General features: G+C 55.3%; 19 protein-coding genes. 15 read left to right on the forward strand and 4 right to left on the reverse strand.

Annotation, left to right across the window (positions count from 1 at the left end; genetic code table 11):
- Nucleotides 1–191: 191 nt before the first annotated feature.
- Together KNP86_RS08455 and KNP86_RS08460 are read right to left on the reverse strand one after the other, a co-directional pair.
- On the reverse strand, nt 192–971 hold the full coding sequence (locus tag KNP86_RS08455) for a response regulator (RefSeq protein WP_214753712.1): 780 nt from the start codon (nt 969–971) through the stop codon (nt 192–194).
- Nucleotides 952–2,763, reverse strand: coding sequence for a sensor histidine kinase (locus KNP86_RS08460; RefSeq protein WP_214753714.1), 1,812 nt, complete (start codon nt 2,761–2,763; stop codon nt 952–954). The genes KNP86_RS08455 and KNP86_RS08460 overlap by 20 nt, the downstream gene beginning before the upstream one ends.
- Nucleotides 2,764–2,944: 181 nt before the next feature.
- On the opposite strand from KNP86_RS08460, the gene KNP86_RS08465 reads away from it, so the two are divergent.
- The 4 genes from KNP86_RS08465 to KNP86_RS08480 all read left to right on the forward strand — a co-directional run bounded on the left by KNP86_RS08465 (nt 2,945) and on the right by KNP86_RS08480 (nt 7,724).
- On the forward strand, nt 2,945–4,876 hold the full coding sequence (locus tag KNP86_RS08465; RefSeq protein ID WP_214753716.1) for a sensor histidine kinase: 1,932 nt from the start codon (nt 2,945–2,947) through the stop codon (nt 4,874–4,876).
- Between the two features lie 121 nt (nt 4,877–4,997).
- Nucleotides 4,998–5,771 carry a flagellar hook-basal body protein gene (locus KNP86_RS08470; protein WP_131471423.1) on the forward strand — a complete coding sequence of 258 codons (774 nt, stop codon included), beginning with the start codon at nt 4,998–5,000 and terminating at the stop codon, nt 5,769–5,771.
- A gap of 11 nt (nt 5,772–5,782) precedes the next feature.
- Nucleotides 5,783–6,562, forward strand: coding sequence for a flagellar hook-basal body protein (locus tag KNP86_RS08475; protein ID WP_214753718.1), 780 nt, complete (start codon nt 5,783–5,785; stop codon nt 6,560–6,562).
- A 64-nt stretch (nt 6,563–6,626) separates the two neighbouring features.
- Nucleotides 6,627–7,724 (forward strand): glycerate kinase, encoded by a 1,098-nt coding sequence (locus KNP86_RS08480; protein WP_251130465.1) that lies wholly within the window; start codon nt 6,627–6,629, stop codon nt 7,722–7,724.
- Between the two features lie 27 nt (nt 7,725–7,751).
- On the opposite strand, the gene mscL is transcribed toward KNP86_RS08480, so the two are convergent.
- Nucleotides 7,752–8,129, reverse strand: a complete 378-nt coding sequence (gene mscL / locus KNP86_RS08485) for a large-conductance mechanosensitive channel protein MscL (RefSeq protein ID WP_034779201.1) — start codon at nt 8,127–8,129, stop codon at nt 7,752–7,754.
- Nucleotides 8,130–8,335: 206 nt separating this feature from the next.
- Here mscL and KNP86_RS08490 point away from each other — a divergent pair, with 206 nt between their 5' ends.
- From KNP86_RS08490 to KNP86_RS08515, 6 genes are all read left to right on the forward strand, one after another.
- On the forward strand, nt 8,336–8,587 hold the full coding sequence (locus tag KNP86_RS08490; protein WP_214753720.1) for a DNA-directed RNA polymerase subunit beta: 252 nt from the start codon (nt 8,336–8,338) through the stop codon (nt 8,585–8,587).
- A gap of 13 nt (nt 8,588–8,600) precedes the next feature.
- Complete coding sequence (fabZ, locus tag KNP86_RS08495; protein ID WP_021066156.1) at nt 8,601–9,023, forward strand: 3-hydroxyacyl-ACP dehydratase FabZ; 423 nt, start codon at nt 8,601–8,603, stop codon at nt 9,021–9,023.
- Nucleotides 9,024–9,035: 12 nt separating this feature from the next.
- On the forward strand, nt 9,036–9,485 hold the full coding sequence (locus KNP86_RS08500; protein ID WP_034779196.1) for a hypothetical protein: 450 nt from the start codon (nt 9,036–9,038) through the stop codon (nt 9,483–9,485).
- A gap of 97 nt (nt 9,486–9,582) precedes the next feature.
- Nucleotides 9,583–11,322 (forward strand): methyl-accepting chemotaxis protein, encoded by a 1,740-nt coding sequence (locus tag KNP86_RS08505; protein ID WP_214753722.1) that lies wholly within the window; start codon nt 9,583–9,585, stop codon nt 11,320–11,322.
- Nucleotides 11,323–11,385: 63 nt separating this feature from the next.
- Complete coding sequence (locus KNP86_RS08510) at nt 11,386–12,435, forward strand: C45 family autoproteolytic acyltransferase/hydrolase (protein WP_214753724.1); 1,050 nt, start codon at nt 11,386–11,388, stop codon at nt 12,433–12,435.
- Between the two features lie 114 nt (nt 12,436–12,549).
- Nucleotides 12,550–12,828, forward strand: coding sequence for a hypothetical protein (locus KNP86_RS08515; protein WP_200881495.1), 279 nt, complete (start codon nt 12,550–12,552; stop codon nt 12,826–12,828).
- A 2-nt stretch (nt 12,829–12,830) separates the two neighbouring features.
- Here the strand turns inward: KNP86_RS08515 and KNP86_RS08520 are convergent, their stop codons facing one another.
- Nucleotides 12,831–13,457 (reverse strand): class I SAM-dependent methyltransferase, encoded by a 627-nt coding sequence (locus KNP86_RS08520; RefSeq protein ID WP_214753726.1) that lies wholly within the window; start codon nt 13,455–13,457, stop codon nt 12,831–12,833.
- Between the two features lie 74 nt (nt 13,458–13,531).
- Here KNP86_RS08520 and KNP86_RS08525 point away from each other — a divergent pair, with 74 nt between their 5' ends.
- From KNP86_RS08525 to KNP86_RS08545, 5 genes are all read left to right on the forward strand, one after another.
- Nucleotides 13,532–15,019 (forward strand): cryptochrome/photolyase family protein, encoded by a 1,488-nt coding sequence (locus KNP86_RS08525; protein ID WP_214753728.1) that lies wholly within the window; start codon nt 13,532–13,534, stop codon nt 15,017–15,019.
- A 199-nt stretch (nt 15,020–15,218) separates the two neighbouring features.
- Entirely contained in the window at nt 15,219–15,806 is a 588-nt protein-coding gene (locus KNP86_RS08530) for a glycerol-3-phosphate responsive antiterminator (protein WP_483298408.1), read from the forward strand.
- A complete protein-coding gene (locus KNP86_RS08535; protein ID WP_034779187.1) occupies nt 15,803–16,894 on the forward strand; it encodes an ABC transporter ATP-binding protein in 1,092 nt (363 codons plus the stop codon). The genes KNP86_RS08530 and KNP86_RS08535 overlap by 4 nt, the downstream gene beginning before the upstream one ends.
- A complete protein-coding gene (locus KNP86_RS08540) occupies nt 16,891–17,796 on the forward strand; it encodes a carbohydrate ABC transporter permease (protein WP_034779185.1) in 906 nt (301 codons plus the stop codon). Before KNP86_RS08535 ends, KNP86_RS08540 begins: the two co-directional genes overlap by 4 nt.
- A complete protein-coding gene (locus KNP86_RS08545; protein WP_214753732.1) occupies nt 17,793–18,602 on the forward strand; it encodes a carbohydrate ABC transporter permease in 810 nt (269 codons plus the stop codon). Before KNP86_RS08540 ends, KNP86_RS08545 begins: the two co-directional genes overlap by 4 nt.
- The last annotated feature ends 2 nt before the right edge of the window (nt 18,603–18,604 follow it).

Genomic DNA, 18,604 nt, shown 5'->3' on the forward strand with positions numbered 1-18,604 from the left:
CGACCGTTTGCGTTGCTCGTCAAGGGCGCCCCGACTCCGACAGGAAAGCAATCCGACGGAGACCCAGCAGCGACGCGAGTCGCGATGCGGCTCCGGGATTGCCTGCGGAAAGCGTGGGCGCCGAAAGACGAGCAGGATGTTTCATAGTGGTCAACGAGCTGAGCTTCTCCTGAATCGGGACAAGCTCTTTTTCAATGCCACGTATAGTCTTTGTCGACGAAGAGACGGGCGTTCAAATCTGCTTGTGGGAACGGTTTGTGCTTCGCGTCCAGCCAATCATGGTAATCGCATAGACAGACGTCGTCCAAGTGAAGCGAGTAGCCGTTATTGATCGTCTGGACCGAGATGCTCAAATCGTACTCGGCGAGCGTCTTCTTCAAACGATAGACGAGGTTATAGACATTGTGGAGCGCACGTTGCGGCTCGTCGATGTCCGGGTACAGCGTCTCGGCGATCAGCCACTTGTTGACGACTTTATCACGATGGAAAATCAAGTAGGCGAACAGTTCCTCGGTCTTTTGTGTCGGCCATTTGACGAGGTCGCCGTCTTGCGTCTTGACCGAGAAGTGGTCGAGACATTGAATCGTACACGTCCGGTGATGCTCGGTCGACATTGTCTCCTTGTATCGCTTCGAGACGCGTGGAATCAAATCGTGAATCATCTGTTCGGTAATCGGCTTGAGCAGATAGTGCGTCGCTTGCAGGTTGAACGCATCGACCGCGTATTGGCTGTGCGCCGTCGTGAAGACGACTTGTGTCGTCTCGGGCAAGCGCTTGGCGAAATCGAGACCGTTCATCTGCGGCATCTCGATATCGAGGAAGACAAGGTCGACTTCCTGGTTTGCTAAAAATTCAAGCGCTTGGAACGGATCGTGGAACGACCCCATCCATTTCAAATTCGGTTCGGCTTGGATGAGGCGCTCCATCATCCTTAAAATATGGTGTTCATCTTCAATCAAAATCGTGCGCATGTTGCTCGTTCATCCTCTCTCGTTTTGGGAGTCGGATATGCACATGCGTGCCGACTCCTGGTTCAGAATTTAATTTAAACGTGGCATCTGGTATGAAGTCGATCCGATTCTTGACATTCGGGATACCGATTCCATTCGATTTTCTCAAGTGCGGTGTCGGATTGAACCCGATGCCGTTGTCAGCAATCCGGATATCGATCGCATCGTTTGAAGATTTCACAGACAGCATGAGCCGTTTGATGCCTGGTTGTTTCATCAACCCATGCTGGACCGCGTTCTCGACGAGCGGTTGCAATAACAGCGGTGGAATCGAGGCGTTGAGGACGGATTCGTCGATATCTTTCGTGATGGTGAATGCATCATTGAAGCGAGTCTGCTCGATCATCAAATACGAGTCGATGACGTCGAGTTCTTGCTTGAGCGAGATATTGTTCTCGGTCCGCCCGTTCTCGAAGATGAAGCGGACATATGTGCTCAAATGACTGAGCAAACGTGCCGCCTCGGTCGGTGCCGTGTAACAGAGCGCAATCACGTTCCCGAACGTGTTGTATAGGAAGTGTGGCTTGATTTGGGCGTTGAAGAACGAAATCTCACTTTGGTTGGCGAACGTCTGCACTTCACGCTTTTGCCGTTTATCCGTCGACAAGTGAATCGGGAGCAACGTGAACATGAGCAGGAAGTAAATGAGCGACATGACGCTCGTATACAGTTCTTGGTTCGGGTGGTCAATCAGAACGTTGATCAACTGGCCGACATAGCCGATGATGAGTGAAATCGTGAACACGAGAAATTCGAACGGATAGCCGTCGTTTTTTCGTTCGAACAGCCAATTGATGTTCAGCCCGGTCCAGAAAAACGTGATGAACAGGACATACACCCAAGGGAATTGGTCGAACGTCGCGTGCGCACCTTCTGGCAGCACCAAGGCGATCAGGCTGAACGCATAGAGCGGGTAGGACGCGTATTTCAAAAAGTGCCGAAACGGGACGCGTTCGAGACGTAACGCAAAGTTGATTAACATCGCGACACTTAGTAATGCCGTAATCAAATTTAATTTATGGGCCAAAACGTAAGACATCATAGGGACGATTTCGAATACAATCATTTGATCACTCGTCATAAGCGAGACGCTGACGAGGAAAAAGAAAGCAGCCCCATATAAATAGAGCGATTCCTTACGATGGAACAGCCAAACGATTGCGTAGAATGAAAAAATGAGGAGCGAGATGAGGATAATCACGAACTCATAACTGAAGTATTGATTATGATAGGTCATCATATTGCTCGTTGGACCGATGAGCAGGCTATCGGAAATTCCAGTCGAGAGCTCATTCGTCTCAGCCGTTTGAATCGTCAGACGGAACGTCGGGGTATGCGTATCCAGAAGAACGAGGTAGGCATGCCGAAGGTCTTCATCTGTCGATGCGTAGACGGGTGAAACAGCTTCTCCATCAATGAGAAGGTTGACATGTGGGTGGTTACGCGGCACACGCAAAGCGTATTGTCCGGGAGGTAGTGAAATGTCAGCTTCATAAGTAGCCATCTTGTGTGGTGTCACATGCGGGAGTTGTCGATAAGACTCGCGGTCGACTCGCTCGAGCAGGCTCGATTGAAAGCGCCACGTCCCATCGAGACGCATGAGTTGTTCGGTCACACGAGAATCGGTCAAATCGGCCGTTCCTTGTGTGACGGTGACTGAGTCGTCAATCGTCTGTCCGCGCGTCAAGGCGTAGCCGCCTGCGAGCGCGAAGAAGACCATCAACACGACCAGCCCAATCGATTTAGGGGTCATCTGCATATTCCCTTCGTGGTTTGTGAGTTTCTTGTGAGAAACGAACGATATACTGACACTAATCGTTCACATATAAACGTGACGAATGTTTTCTTATCGTACACGAAACTGACTTTTTTGAATAGCCGAACATACTGACTTATCCAATCCGATCAATCCCCGATATGAAAGAAGGCCACATATGAAGCGCTGGATCGAACAACGAATTAGCCGCCAAGTCCTCACTGTGTTTTACGTATTGATCGCCTTAATCACATTGACGTCACTCGGCACATACTTTTATACCCAACAGGCAATCCGCGAAACGACAGTCGAGCTCGAACGGATCAGTGAACAAAGATCGCGGGCGACCGATTTGTTTGAAACATGGCAGTCGATGCAATACGAGATGCGCGGTCACGTCTTGCTCGGAGATGACGCGTTGCTAGCGGAAGTCAAGCGAGCCCAAGACCGAATCGACGACCAGACGAAGTGGTTCGAACAAAACGCTGCGACGAGCGAAGAGACGACGTTCGCGGACGATGCGCGGTTGCTCTTTACCATCTATACGACCCGGGTCATGCCTGGCCTCGAGCGTTACGTCGTCGCTAAAGCGAACGGAGAGGTCAATGAGCCGTTCTTACAGATGGCGACTGTCGGCCAACTCATGCCGAGCAACGCATCATCGAATCAGACGCGATTCAAATTTAATTCAAATAGTGCGGCCGATATGAGCGCGAGCATCGTCGACATGGAATCGGTGTTCACGGACTATCGGTCTGAGCTCGATTATCAAGAGACGGGCCTGCGTGAGCAACTATCCGAACAGCTCGCGAAAGCCCAATGGATGTGGCTGCTCATTCTACTCGGAGCTTTGTTTGTTCTGTTCATCAGCTTGCAACCGTATATCGTACGCTTAACGAGACAGCTCGAGGCGCTCATCACGAACAGTGAACGGCTCGCGGTCGACCCGCACGCCACGCTCATTCCAATCAAACCGCTCCAAAACGAGGTCGGTCAACTGTCGAAATCATTCACGGAGATGTCGAGCTCGTTGATTCATCAACATGATGAACTCGAGAAAGAGCGCGAGAAGACGGCTCGGATCTTGCACACGATGCGCGACGCGATTGTCTTCGTCGAGGTGGACACAAATCAACGTTTCGCCAATGAGGCGCTGTTCGAACTGTATGAGCAGCTGTTCCCGTTCGGCGACCGTCAGAGCCTGTATCCGATTGACGCGTTTTATGAGCCGTTCATGGACCAAATCGATGATCAGGACGGTCTCAATCGCTTCACACACCGGGCGAAGAACTGTGGAATCTTCGATGAGACGTTTACGTATTCGATGCAAGGGGGAAGACGTATCATACGGATGTACGCCGAACCGATTGAACTGCAGGACGAACGTTTCGGCGTGATGTTTGTGTCACGGGACATTACGAAAGAGATTGAGATCGACCGCTTGAAGACGGAACTCGTCGCGACGGTGTCTCATGAACTTCGGACCCCGCTCACATCGATTCTCGGTTTTACCGAACTGCTTGAACATCGTCACGTCGACGAAGAGAAGCGGAAACGCTACTTGAGCATGATACACAGTGAGACGACCCGGCTCGAGCGGCTCGTCAGCAACTTGCTCGATGTTCAGAAGATGGAGGCCGGTAAAGCGGAGCAAGACTTCAAAGTCGAGAGTTTGTTCGAACTGTTGTCGGACGTTCTCGAGATTCATGCCGGATCGACCGAGTTGCATGCGTTCCATTTCGATTGTGATGAAACGCTCCGTGTCTCAGGAGACCCGGCGCAACTGCGCCAAGTGTTCTCGAATATCTTGAACAACGCCATTAAATATTCACCCGAAGGCGGTAATATCGCCGTCAACGTCTCGTGCGAGGACGATGTCATCCGGATCGCCATCGAAGACGAAGGCATGGGTGTGGCACCCGCAGATGCCGAACGACTGTTTGAGAAGTTTTACCGTGTCCAGAACGAGCAGAGTCGAAATATTGGAGGCACCGGCCTCGGACTCGCGATCTGTAAAGAAATCATCGAATCGCACGGCGGGACAATCAGTGTCCGTTCGGAACTTGGGAACGGGACGACGATGATGGTCGAACTCCCGATCGTCGCTTGATGCAAAACCACTTCATCATTGTGAAGTGGTTTTTTTACTTTTTTTCAAAAAACGGTGAATGAAACATTCATTTGGTACGATATACAGAGTGAAGACTTTGAACGATGAAAGGAAGACGACCATGCTACGCGGATTATATACGGCGGCGGGCGCGATGAACGCGCTCCAGCGCCAACAAGAGATTTTGAGCAATAACCTCGGTAACGTCCGGACACCAGGATTCAAGGCGTCCAACGGCGTCGTTCGCTCGTTCCCGGAAATGTTGCTCGCCCAAGTGAGCCACCCTGGGAATGCGCGCTCACGCGTCCAAGGTGAAGTCGGCACGTTATCGACAGGTGTCTACCTTCAAGAGACGATGCCTCGGTTCTCGAGCGGGAGCATCTCGGAGACGGGCAGCCCGACCGACGTATATATGAAGGTGCCGGCTGACGCGACGGGTGCCGCCATGTTCGCCGTCGAACAGAACGGCGAGACGCTCTATACGACGAACGGACGCTTCGCGGTCGATGAGGAGCGTTTCTTACGCTCGGCGGATGGCGGTTATATCCTCTCTGACGCAGGCGAGCGCATCCAGCTGCCGTCAAGTGAGTTCACGTTGTCGGTCGATGGTCAAATCACGTCGCTCGGTGAGAATGTGGCGACACTCGGTGCCGTCCAAGTTAATGACTTAGCGACGCTCGAACAGGTCGGGAACGATTATCGGGTCAACGGAGACGCCCCACCTGCTGCGAACGTCCAATTCCAACAAGGATTCATCGAAGAGGCGAACGTTGACCTCGATCGGACGATGGCCGACTTGATGACGACGTACCGCCAGTTCGAGGCGAACCAAAAAGTCGTTCAAGCGTATGACAAGAGTGCCGAGCGGGCGATTGAGATCGCTCGGATTCGTTAAGGAGGAAGCCCATGCAATCGATCTATAACTCGGTCTCGTCGCTCACCCAGCTTCAGCGTCAACTTGACGTGACGGGCCATAACATCGCCAACGTCGATACGGCCGGCTATAAGCGGGAACAGACCCACTTTGCCTCGCTCTTGTCGCAGGCGTATGACAATCAACCGCGTGCCGAACTTGAAGTCGGACGCGACACCCCGAATGGGATTCGCATCGGCGTTGGCGGCCACGTCGCTGACATCAGTCAACAGTTCAATATCGGCCAAATCCGGAAGACGGACCGTGGCCTTGATGTGTTCTTGAAAGCGAGCCGCCAGTTCTTCGCCGTCGAGACAGAGAACGGTGTCGGATTGACCCGGAGCGGGAACATGCAGCTCTCGGTCGGTGAACAAACGACGCTCGTCGACGTGAACGGGAACGCCCTTCTTGGTGCGGACGGCAATCCGATCGTCATGCCGAACGAGGCGACGGCGCACCGCGTCCGTCAAGACGGCACGGTCGTCGCCAGCGTGAACGGCGTCGAGCAAGAGTTCGGCCGCCTCGATATTGTCGAGGTACGCAACACGTCGGCGCTCCGTCCACTCGGAGACAACGTCTATGCGGCCGACTTGGCGGCTGACATCGACCGTCCACTCGGCAATTTGTTGATTGAAGGCACCCTCGAATCGTCGAACGTCGATTTGACGAAAGAGATGACCGATATGACGATCACGCAGCGCGCGTATCAGATGAATTCACGGGCGTTGTCGATGAGTGACCAGATGATGGGACTCGTCACGTCGCTTCGTTAATCAGGGACCGTTCTTCTTCGGAAGGGCGGTTTTTGCGTTACACTGAATAGGAGGAGGGATGGACATGCGAATTGTCGTGGCGATGGATTCGTTCAAAGGGTCGATGACGAGTGTGGAGGCGAACCGAGTGGTTGGTCGGGCGCTCGCTGGGCACGACGTCGTCGAGGTACCGATCTCAGACGGCGGGGAAGGCTTTTTAGACGCGTGGCTGCTGACACATCCGGATGCCGAAATCGTCACGCAGGACGTCGTGTCGCTCGACGGGACGTTACGAACAACGCGTTACGGGTGGCTCGAGGCGGGACGAGCAGCGGTCATCGAAGTCGCCGAAGCGTCCGGGCTCACACTCGTCGATACGCTCGACCCGTGGCGCTATAGTTCGTACGGAACGGGTTTGCAAATCCGGCATGCGCTCGAGCGCGGGGCGACACGCATCACCGTCGGCCTCGGCGGGAGCGCGACCGTCGACGGGGGAAAGGGATTGCTCGAGGCGCTTGGTGTCCGCTTCTTCGATGAGTTTGGACATGTCATTGGACCGTTCCCGCATCAACTTGAGCGCGTCGTGCAAGTCGATTGGACAGGACTCCTCCCGGAAGCGGGTTATGTCGAATGGCGCATCGCCGCGGACGTGACGAATCCACTCCTTGGACAAGACGGGGCCGCGGCCGTGTTCGGTCCGCAGAAAGGGTTGGCGCCAGAAGAAGTCGTGTGCTATGACGAACTGCTTGCCACGTACGCCCGTTGTTTCGAACGTGATTTGACCACGCGACCTGGGGCGGGCGCAGCCGGAGGCATCGGCTTCGCGCTCTACCACCTCGGTGCCCGGTACGTGAGCGGCATTGAAGAAGTCATACGCTGGTCGAACCTGGAGAAGAAACTGCGCACGGCCGACTGGTTGATCACGGGAGAAGGTCGCTTCGATGCGCAGTCGCTTCACGGGAAAGCACCGTACGGGTTGGCCCGTCTCGCCCACGCACACGGGGTCCCGACGCTCGTCTTCACCGGACAAACAGACGTAATCGCCGTTCCGGACGCCGGAATCCGTGCCGTGTTTTCAATCATTTCCCGGGTAATGACGCTCGCCGAGGCGATGCACCAGGCAGAACCGCTTCTCACGGACGCCGTCAGCCGAGTGATGTCGATTCTCGACAAAAACGCCTGAACCGACTTCGGTTCAGGCGTTACTACGTTATGGACGCTCTTTTAACAAGTCACGGATTTCAGATAGGAGCTGCTCTTCACGCGACAGTTCCGGTTCTGGTGTCTCTTCGACCGCTTTCTCACGTTTCAGACGGTTCAACACTTTGACCATCATGAACAAGGCGAAGGCGATGAGGAAAAACTTGACGATTTCTTGTAAGAAGTTGCCGTACGTCACGTTCACGCCGAGCACCGACACCGCGAGCGTCGAGAAGTCGATGCCGCCGATGAGGATGCCGAGGAACGGCATGAAGATGTCGTTGACGAGCGACGTGACGATGGCCGTGAAGGCGGCCCCGAGGATGAAGGCGACGGCGAGGTCAATTACATTGCCTTTGATTGCAAACTCTTTGAATTCTTTCCACATAAAAATAAACCCTCCTAAATGATGAATACTCTTACGGTAGCACAGCATAGGTGGAAACGGGCAGTATTTTTCACAGAAGCGTCGCCCTTGCCCTAGGCCGGGCGCTTGTTCGACGTATAGTAGATACGTTACACTTATATAGAACTCATGCAACAGTTTTATTACCTGGTACTAATATGTTATAATTAATTCAGCTGAAAGGATGTATGGACGTGGCGAAGGAAGAACAAAACGGCTCGGAACAGACCGAGTCTAAAGAGCGGACGGAGCGGAAACGATTATCGAACCATCGACGTTTCCCAATCTTGTTACGCGTCATCGTTGTCCTGTTGTTGGCTTTCGTGATGCTTGCGATTGGGGCCATCATCGGGTACAGCGTGATTGGCGGAGGCGAGTGGAAGGACGTGTTCAACATCGACACGTGGCGCCATATCACCGATTTTTGGCTAACATCATAAGGGTGGTGGAACCATGTACACGATTGAACAGATTAAAGAAGTGATCCCGCATCGGTACCCGTTTTTGCTCATCGACCGGATTCTTGAGGTCGAAGAAGGCAAACGGGCCGTTGGATTAAAGAATGTGACGGCGAACGAAGAGTTCTTCAATGGACATTTCCCAGACTATAACGTCATGCCTGGCGTGTTGATCGTCGAGGCGCTCGCGCAAGTCGGCGCGTTCGCGATGCTCAAGCAGGAGTCGAACCGAGGCAAGCTCGCGTTCTTCGCAGGTATCGATGGATGTCGCTTCAAACGTCAAGTCGTCCCGGGCGATCAATTACGCCTCGAGGTCGAGATTTTGAAAGTGCGCGGACCAATCGGTAAAGGGCGCGCCGTGGCGACGGTCGATGGAGAAGTTGCTTGTGAAGCGGAACTCACTTTCGCCTTGAAGTGAGGAGAGAACGAGATGCGCGTATTGGTGATTGCCTTGATTCTCGGATTGGCGACCATCGTCGGTTGCCAACAAGTGCAAGATGATCCGGCCGAAGAGAACGTCGTGTTCGAGCAGGACGTCGAAGATGCGATGATTGAAAAACGGGCCGGTCAATCGGAATCGATTGCGGTCTCGCTCGAGCGGACGAACAGCTCGACGATGCTGTTCACGATTCGGATGCTCGAAGACCGTCGCCTCGATCCGACGACGATCATCAGTTATGAAGTCGATGGCACCCGTGTCCCAATCCCGTTCGGTGAACTCGTCGCGGAACGCGAAGGGGACGTCCGGACGTACGTCTATCAAGCGGATTTGAACCCTGACCTATTCGTTACCGAGACCCTCCCGCTCTTCCATATCGGAGAAGAAGGCGAGGCCGAGGTGTCGATGCCGCTCGAGGTTGTAGATTCGACAAATGAATGAACGAACGGATGATTTTTGTCGAAAATCATCCGTTTTTTTGTGGACTCTTCGCGACAGTCGTCCGATATAAGGAGTAAGGACGAATGGAGGGAATCACATGAAACGAAATAAACCACAGTCACTGCAGACACGGATTTTGGCGATGATGTTGGCATTCATCACGCTGCTGATCGTCATGTTCGGCGTGCTGCAGTACGTCAGCACGAAGCATACGGTACAGAGCTCGATGCAAGCGGTCCTGTTAGCGGACGGGGCCCGCATCAGCGAGGCGATCGACACGGAAGCGTATGCGGCCTTTTTACAGAACCCGACGAAAGATGAACGGTTCGAGCAGTTTCGGGAACAGCTCGACACGTATCGGACGCAAATCGGGGCCATGTATGTGTACACACTCGCAGCCGACGGCGAAGAGCTTCAAATCATCGTCGATGGGATGAGCGCGGCCGACGCGGTCGATATCGGAACGCCGACGACAGCGACGTCGTTTGCAGATGCGAGAGCGGCGTTTGAAGGTGGGACCGTCACGACACCGATTGTCGAGGATCCAGAGTACGGGGACTATATGACTGTGCTCGTTCCAATCAAACAAGGCGGGGACGTCATCGGTGTCCTTGGAATCGATAAAGGGGCGAGTGACGTCGCCGCGGTGACGGAAGACGTGTTGCAAGAGAGCTTGCCGCCGATTCTCATCGGACTCGTCATCTTGCTTGGGATCGCCTCGGTCATCATCTGGCGCTACCTTGGCTGGAAACTCCGACCGCTCCGTGAGCTCGAACGTGTCGCGACCCATATCGCGAGCGGCGACTTGGCGACAGCGGCCAGGGAGATGGACAACATCCAGTTGAAAGCGAACGATGAGATCAAGCGGCTCACCGCCTCGATGGATCAGATGACGAAAATGCTCCGCGACTTGATCTCGGGATTGCAGACGTCCGCTCAGACGGTGCGTGACGAGAGCGGCAACGTGGCGAGTATCTCGGAAGAAGTGAACGATGCCTCGCGTCAAATCGCGTTCACGATGGAAGAAATCGCGGGCGGTGTCGAGAATCAGAGCGTGCTCACGATGAAACTGTACGGACACATGAACGAGTTCTCGGGACTCGTCGACCAGACGGCGCAGGACGGCAACGGTGTGAGCGAGCAAGCGGAAGTCGTCAGCCGCGTGACGGCCGAAGGGCTTGGACTGATGGAGGATGCCGTCGGCAAGATGACGAACATCCATCTGCAAGTGCGCGAGTCGCAAGGACAAGTGAAGGACTTCGAACAACAGGCTGACGAAGTGACGGCGCTCGTCACGATGATCCGTCAAATCTCGGAACAGACGAACTTGCTCGCCTTGAACGCGGCCATCGAGGCGGCCCGTGCCGGGGAGCATGGAAAAGGCTTCGCCGTCGTCGCTTCTGAGATTCGCAAGTTATCCGACAGCGTCGCCCGATCGGTCAGTGAGATCTCGGAAATCGTTGGCAGCGTCAAACGAAACTCGATCGCGCTCGGCGAGACGTTCACGGACAGCATGCACGCCGCCGAGGACGGCAAGCGGACGCTCGAGGAGACGAAGCGCGCCTTCAATGAGATCGAGCAGAGCGTGCGGGAGATGCAGCGCCTGACGAACTCGATGCAAGGACAACTCGGGCGCGTCAAGACGAACCAAGACGACATCAAACGTGGTCTCTCTGACATCGCGTCGATTTCTGAAGAGAGTACGGCTGGTAACGAGGAAGTGGCAGCCTCGACCGAACAGATGTCGGCGACGAGCGAGACGATGAACCGGCTCGTCAAAGATTTGTCGCACACGGCCGAGGACATGCAACGCATGAGCCGCCAGTTCAAGTTGTGAACAGTCTCAAGTCAGACATACCTCCGTTGCGTCCGTTATACTAGGCGCAAGGGAGGTTTTTTCATGCAACGTGTCTCAAGTGAACTCACACAATTCCGCGGCAGTCACTATGACTTTGGCCGCTTTCAAGGACAATACATCAAGCGCAGCAAGCTGCTCGAGAATCGGACCGACCAATGGAAGCTCCGCGTCCCGCGCTTTGAGATTGATGAGCGCGAGGCGAAGCAGGCGTTCGACCGGTTCGCCCCGAAGATTTGGGAAGAACTGCTCGGTCTGCAGGACGAACTCGAGTTGACGCTCGCCGACACGCTCCTTCACTTCGGTCATTTCCGGGTCAATAACCCGGTCAGCGGCTGTTCGATTTTGACGGGGGACAACTTCCTCGTCCGCAACTATGACTACCATCCGATGACGTACGATGGACGCTATAACGTGTTCCAGCCAGATGAGGGTTACGCCGTCATCGGTCCCGTCTCGCGCGTCACCGGCCGGATGGACGGGATGAACGAGAAAGGGCTCGCCATGGGCTATAACTTCATCAACCGCCGCCGGCCTGGAGATGGGTTCGTCTGCCAGATGATCGGCCGAATGATTCTCGAGACGTGCGCCACGGTCGAGGAAGCGGTCAATCTGCTGCAAGAGATTCCGCACCGCGGCTCGTTCACGTATGTCGTCCACGACAAGTCGTCGAAGACACGCGTCATCGAAGCGACACCGCGCGATATTCGTGTCCGCGAGTCGAACATCTGCACGAACCATTTCGAGCTGTTGCAACACGAGAACCGTTACCATCTCGACGATTCAACACGTCGGATGATGGAAATCAAGATGTATCAACATATCGTCCAGGACGCCGAGAGTGCGTTCCGGCTCATGAACGACTCGGACAAGGGCGTCTTCTCGGAGCTGTATAAGAGCTGGGCCGGCACGATTCACACGGCGGCTTACTTCCCGGAGACGCTCGAGACGTGGTTCGCCCTCGGTGGCGACCGCGACCCGGTCATCTTCGATTTTCAGGAGTGGCTCGACGGCAAAGATTTCGATTTACATGCCCTCGACGGGGAAATCGCGACCGATATCGAGTTCGCGAACACGGTCCAACTTTGGCGGTAACACAAACAAGCAGCGGCTCATAATGAGTCGCTGCTTGTTTTCATTCTTTTGACGCATGTTGGCCCGTACTGAATTCTGCAAAACCGGGAATACTCATAGCAGGAGGGATTTATGATGAAACGAATCGGATTATTGGCCATCATGCTCAGTTTGATTGTCGTCCTCGGCGGCTGTGTGCCGGGCGACGGGACGTACACGACCGACCCGGCCGGATTCTTTTGGGGCGTCTGGCATGGTTGGATCGCACCAGTGTCACTCGTTTTAGGATTGTTCAATGACACGTATCGCGTCTATGAAGTGAACAACACCGGTTGGTTCTACGATTTGGGCTTCTACATCGCCATCATCAGCGGCTTTGGCGGGGTAGCGGTCACACGGAAGAGCCGGAGTTGACGTTAGATGGGCTTTCGTCCGGACACGGCGACCGTATGATAGTCTCGTGAGTCAGGTCCACGTGTCTCGACGAGATCGGTCAAATTAAGAGCGGAAGCGGCGGGGATGAACTGTTCCCGCACGATAGACGCGATGCCATCCCACGTCACGTCAGCTTTCCCATCGCAGTACGTGATGACGAACGACCCACCTGGTGCGAGAACGCGATCAATCTCGGCAAGCACCGCCGGCACGTCTTCCCAAAAGTAGAGTGTGTGGATGCTGAAGACGCGGTCAAACTGCGCGTCCGGGAACGGGAGCGTCCCGAGGTCGCCTTGGACGACTTCGGCTCGCCCGGTTTGCACGTCCACTCGATTTCGTCGGAGCGCCGAGCGGACGATGGTCGGGGAACGATCGAGTCCGGTCACATGCACGTGATCAAAGCTACGCAGCATCTGTGCCAGCGCGTCGCCGGCCCCGCAACCGAGATCGAGGACGCGATTGTCGGGCTGAATATGAAGTTGCTCAATCGTCCAATCGACTTCGACCCGGTGTTGCCTGACCATCTTCTCACCGATATACGTGCCGACGACGCCGCGTGGATTCTCGTATTGACTGTCAATCCATGTTTGGAGACGCGTGAAGCGCATCGAACCATTCCTTTCCAAATAAAGTCGAGGTAGATTGAGTGTAGCATAACCATTTTGGGAGGGGAGTTGAATCGATGCGTTCCTTTTGGATCTTCGGCAATCAGTTGTCGCACGAGCTCGAGCTATTCGATCACGTTGAGAGCGATGACGTCATCGTCATGATCGAGGCGACATCACGGGCGACGTGGCGGCCGTACCATAAACAGAAGCTCGTCCTCATTTTCTCGGCGATGCGTCACTTCGCTGAGGAGCTAAGGGAAAAGGGCTATACCGTCGACTATCACGAGGCCGACTCGTTCCAAGACGCATGGGACGACCACTTCACACGATATGAACCGGAAGAGGTCCATTACACGGCCGTCACCGACGCCGCGATGGAGAAGAAGTTGCAACAGTTCGGTCAGCAGTACAAGCTCGTCGAACATACGGACGTGCCGCTCTTCTATTTAACGAAGAAGGAAGCCGTCGACACAATTGGCAGCACGCCATGGCGGATGGACCGCTTCTATCGCGAGATGCGGAAACGGTTCGATGTGTTGTTCGAGGACGGGAAGCCGCGGGGTGGCAAGTGGTCGTTCGATGCGGACAACCGCCAGCCGCCGAAAGCAGGACTCACGTTCCCACCACCGATCCATTTCCGGCCGGACGCCATCACGAAAGACGTCATCCAAAAAGTCGAGACGGGCTTCGCCGACCACCCCGGAGACATCACCCCGTTCGTCTGGCCGGTGACGCGCAATGAGGCACGCCGTGCGCTCTCGCGTTTCGTCGAAGCGCGTCTCGAGACGTTCGGTCCGTATCAGGACGCGATGCTGTCGGACAATCAAAACATGTCGCACAGCCTGTTGTCCGCGGCCATCAACATCGGGCTCCTGACACCGGACGAGGTCGTCCAGGCGGCGGTGGCGTCGGACGCGCCGCTCGCCTCGGTCGAAGGATTCGTCCGTCAACTCCTCGGCTGGCGCGAATATATGCGCGCCGTCTATGTGGCGTCGATGCCGGGTTATGAATCGGTCAACACGTTCAAGCATGAGCGCGATTTGCCGAGCTACTTCTGGGACGCTAAGACAGACCTGCACTGTGTCCATCAAAGTGTGAAGCCGGTCATCGAGCGGGCGCACAACCACCACATCCAGCGGCTCATGGTGCTCGGCAACTTCGCGACGCTGTTCGAAGTGTCGCCGCAACAGACGAGCGACTGGTTCAACGAGATGTATATCGATGCCTACGACTGGGTCGTGTTGCCGAACGTGCTCGGGATGGCGCTCCATGCCGATGGCGGGAGATTGGCGACGAAGCCGTATATCGCCTCGGGGAAATATATCGACAAGATGAGCGACTACTGCAAAGGCTGCAAGTATAACCCGAAACATACGACCGAGGACGACGCCTGTCCGTTCAACGCTTTGTATTGGAACTTCATCGACAAGCACGAGGACCGGTTCGCGAAGAATCAGCACATGAAGATGATGGTCCGTAACTGGCAAGGCCGGGATGATGCCGGCAAAGCCGACATCTTGGCGAAAGCGAGACAGACGCTCGACGACACCGACTCATTATGAGTCGTTTTTTTTACGTCGGCTTCACAAACTTTTGCACGAGCTTCACGGACGCTTTACATTCATCCGGTACGATATGACTTGTGAGACCCCTCATGCCAAGTGAATAGCAACTGGTAGAACATTCGAGAGACCAACAGAAGCCCGTACGTCCATGACGTCCTGTTTCTGTTGGTCCTTTTTTTAGGGAAGGATGATTCAAGTGAATGAAACGCTCCGCACGATCGGACAAGAGAAGATGATCGCCTCCATCAAATCACCGAAACAACTCGAGAAGTTCCTGCAGTCGGACGTGACGACGACGTTCCTCATGATGGGGACGCTCAGCACGCTCGACCGCTACGTCGCCCATTTGAAGCGTGAGAATCGGACCGTGTTCCTGCACGCCGAACGCATCAACGGCATCAGCCTCGACCGGGACGGCATCGACTATTTGGCGAAACGGGTCGGCGCCGATGGGATTGTGACGACGAAGGCGTCTGTCATCCAACACGCCAAACGGGCCGGCCTGATGACGGTGCAGCGCCTGTTCCTCGTCGACTCGGACGCGATCACCTCAGGCATCAAGATGGCACGGGACCAACAGCCGGACGCGCTCGAACTGATGCCAGGTCTCATCCCGAGCGTCATCGAACATGTCGCGGAAAACGTCTCGCTACCGATTGTGACGGGCGGGATGATTCGGAAGCCGATTCACGTGCACGAAGCTCTGTCCCACGGGGCGTTCGCCGTCTCGACCGGGGACGAGCGGTTATGGGCGTCGCAAGGAATGAAGGAGGATATCTTATGAAATCGATTCAACTGCAGAATATCAAAAAGTCATACGACGAGACGGAAGTCATTCGTGGCATCGACGTGACGATCGAGGCCGGTGAGTTCTTCGCCCTCGTCGGACCATCCGGCTGTGGCAAGAGCACGATGCTCCGGATGATCGCCGGGCTCGAGTCGATCACGAGCGGGACGCTCCGCATCGACGGCGTCGCCGCGAACGAACTGAAACCGAGCGAGCGGCAACTATCGATGGTATTCCAAAACTATGCGCTCTATCCGCACATGACCGTCGAGAAAAACATCACGTTCGGGTTACATACGAAAGGACTGACGAAGCTCGAGCAGCGTGAACGTTGCTTGGAAGCGGCCGATACGCTCGGACTGACGGATTATTTAAAGCGGAAGCCGCGCGAACTGTCGGGCGGGCAACGGCAACGGGTCGCACTAGCCCGGGCCATCGTGACCGAGTCGCCGATTTGCCTCATGGACGAGCCGCTCTCGAACTTGGACGCGAAACTTCGGGCCAAGATGCGCTCGGAGATCCGGCAGCTGCAACGCAAGCTCAAACTGACGATGATTTACGTCACGCACGACCAAGTCGAGGCGATGACGATGGCCGACCGGATGATGCTGTTGAACGATGGTCAGGTCCAACAAGTCGGTCAACCGCTCGATTTGTACAATAAGCCGGCGAACACGTTCGTCGCCTCGTTCATCGGGTCACCGCCGATGAATTTGACGTCGGTGCAACGGAGTGACAAGGGCTGGGTCGCCTCGGACGGGCGTCTATTCCACCCGAACACGCTGACGCGAGAAGATACGGCGACGCTCGGCATCCGGCCGGAACAAATCACGCCGGCGAAAGACGAGATCACGTTCTACGCCGAACTGAAAAATATCGAAGTGCTCGGCACGGAGACGATTCTCGCCTTTGACATGGGCGGCGTCGAGTGGCTCGCCAAATGGCCCGGACAATGGCCGCTCGCGATTGGGGAGAAGATTGCCTGTTACGTCGACCCGAAACAGATGTCACTGTTTGACGCGACGGGGAATCGCATCGAACCGCGGCAACCGAAACTGTTCGAGGCGTTGGAGGTGTTCCAATGACGGTCGCCCTTCCGAGACAACGCGTCCGGACCCGATTATCAGACGCGACGAGCGGACTCCTCTACTTGTCCCCGTCGATCGCGTTATTTGGGATCTTTCTCGTCTATCCGTTGTTCCGGACGATTTACTTGAGTTTCTTTCAAACGGACACACAAGGGACGCCGCTCAGTTACGTCGGCGGCGAGCATTACGCCAAACTGTTCACGAGCGCCTCGTTTTGGCAGAGCATCCAGGCGACGGTCGGCTTCGTTCTGTTGACCGTCCCGCTCACAATCATCATCGCGCTCGGGCTCGCGCTCCTCGCCAACGAGAAGCTGCGCGGGATTGGCATCTTCCGGACGGCATTCTCGGCGACGATGGGGATGAGCGTCGCAGCCTCGTCGGTCATTTGGATGTTCATGTACAACCCGTCCATCGGTATCTTCAATCGCTTCTTGGAAGCGGTTGGGGCAAGCGGGGTGCAGTGGCTCCTTGACCCGCAGTACGCGCTCTTATCCGTGTCGCTCGCGACCGTCTGGATGAATATCGGCTTCACGTTCTTGATTCTCCTCGGCGGGCTGCAAAACATCGACCGGACACTGTATGAGAGTGCGGACATCGCCGGAACCGGATATTGGACCCAGCTCCGGGCCATCACAATCCCGATGCTGTCTCCGACGCTCTTCTTCGTCGGCATCATCTCGCTCATCAACGCGTTCCAGACGTTCGGGCAAATCGATTTGCTGACGAAAGGCGGACCGACGAACTCGACGAACGTCATCGTCTACGCCATCTATAAGGACGCGTTCATCAACTATAACGTCGGCGGGGCGAGTGCGCAGGCCGTGCTCTTGTTCTTGACGGTCCTTCTGTTGACGTGGCTCCAGTTCAAGCTCGTCGAAAGGAAGGTGCATTACCAATGACGCTCCGGAAAGTAGTCACGTATACGCTCCTCGTCTTGAGCGCCGTCGTCATGCTGTTCCCGATTGGCTACGCCTTCTCGATCAGCCTGATGGACGGGAGCGAGGTGTTGAAAGGGAATCTCATCCCGCGCGACGTCACATTCGACAACTATATTGCCGCCTTTGAGCGGATCCCGCTCATGACGTACTTATGGAATAGTCTCGTCGTCGCGCTCCTCGTCATGGTCGGCCAAGTCGTCTTGTCGAGCCTCGCCGCCTTCGCGTTCGTCTTCATCGACTTCAAAGGGAAAGGGCTCATCTTCATGCTCTTCCTCGCGACGATGATGGTGCCATGGGAAGCGACGATGGTACCGAACTTCTTGACGATTCAGTCGCTCGGCTGGCTCAACTCGGTGTGGGGGCTGTCGGTGCCATTCTTCGCGCTCGCGTTCGGGACGTTTTTGCTAAGACAACAGTTCAAGACGATTCCGTACGAGATGTACGAGGCATCACAAATCGCCGGCATCAGCCGTTTCCGTTTCTTTTGGAACGTCGTCTTGCCGGTCTCGAAGACACCGCTCGTCACGTTGTCGGTATATAGCTTCTTGACGACATGGAACATGTACTTATGGCCGCTCCTCGTGACAAACACGGAGCAGGCACGCACGGTGCAAATCGGGATTAAGCAGATGCAGTCGAACGAGGTCGCCTCGGATTGGGGTGTCGTCATGGCGGCGGTTATCTTGATTATCATCCCGACGCTGATGCTGTTATTCGCAGGACAAAAGCAGTTACAAGAAGGTTTGACACAAGGCGCGATCAAATAATA

It is taken from the genome of Exiguobacterium sp. s16 (assembly GCF_018618115.1).
GTDB lineage: Bacteria > Bacillota > Bacilli > Exiguobacteriales > Exiguobacteriaceae > Exiguobacterium > Exiguobacterium mexicanum_A.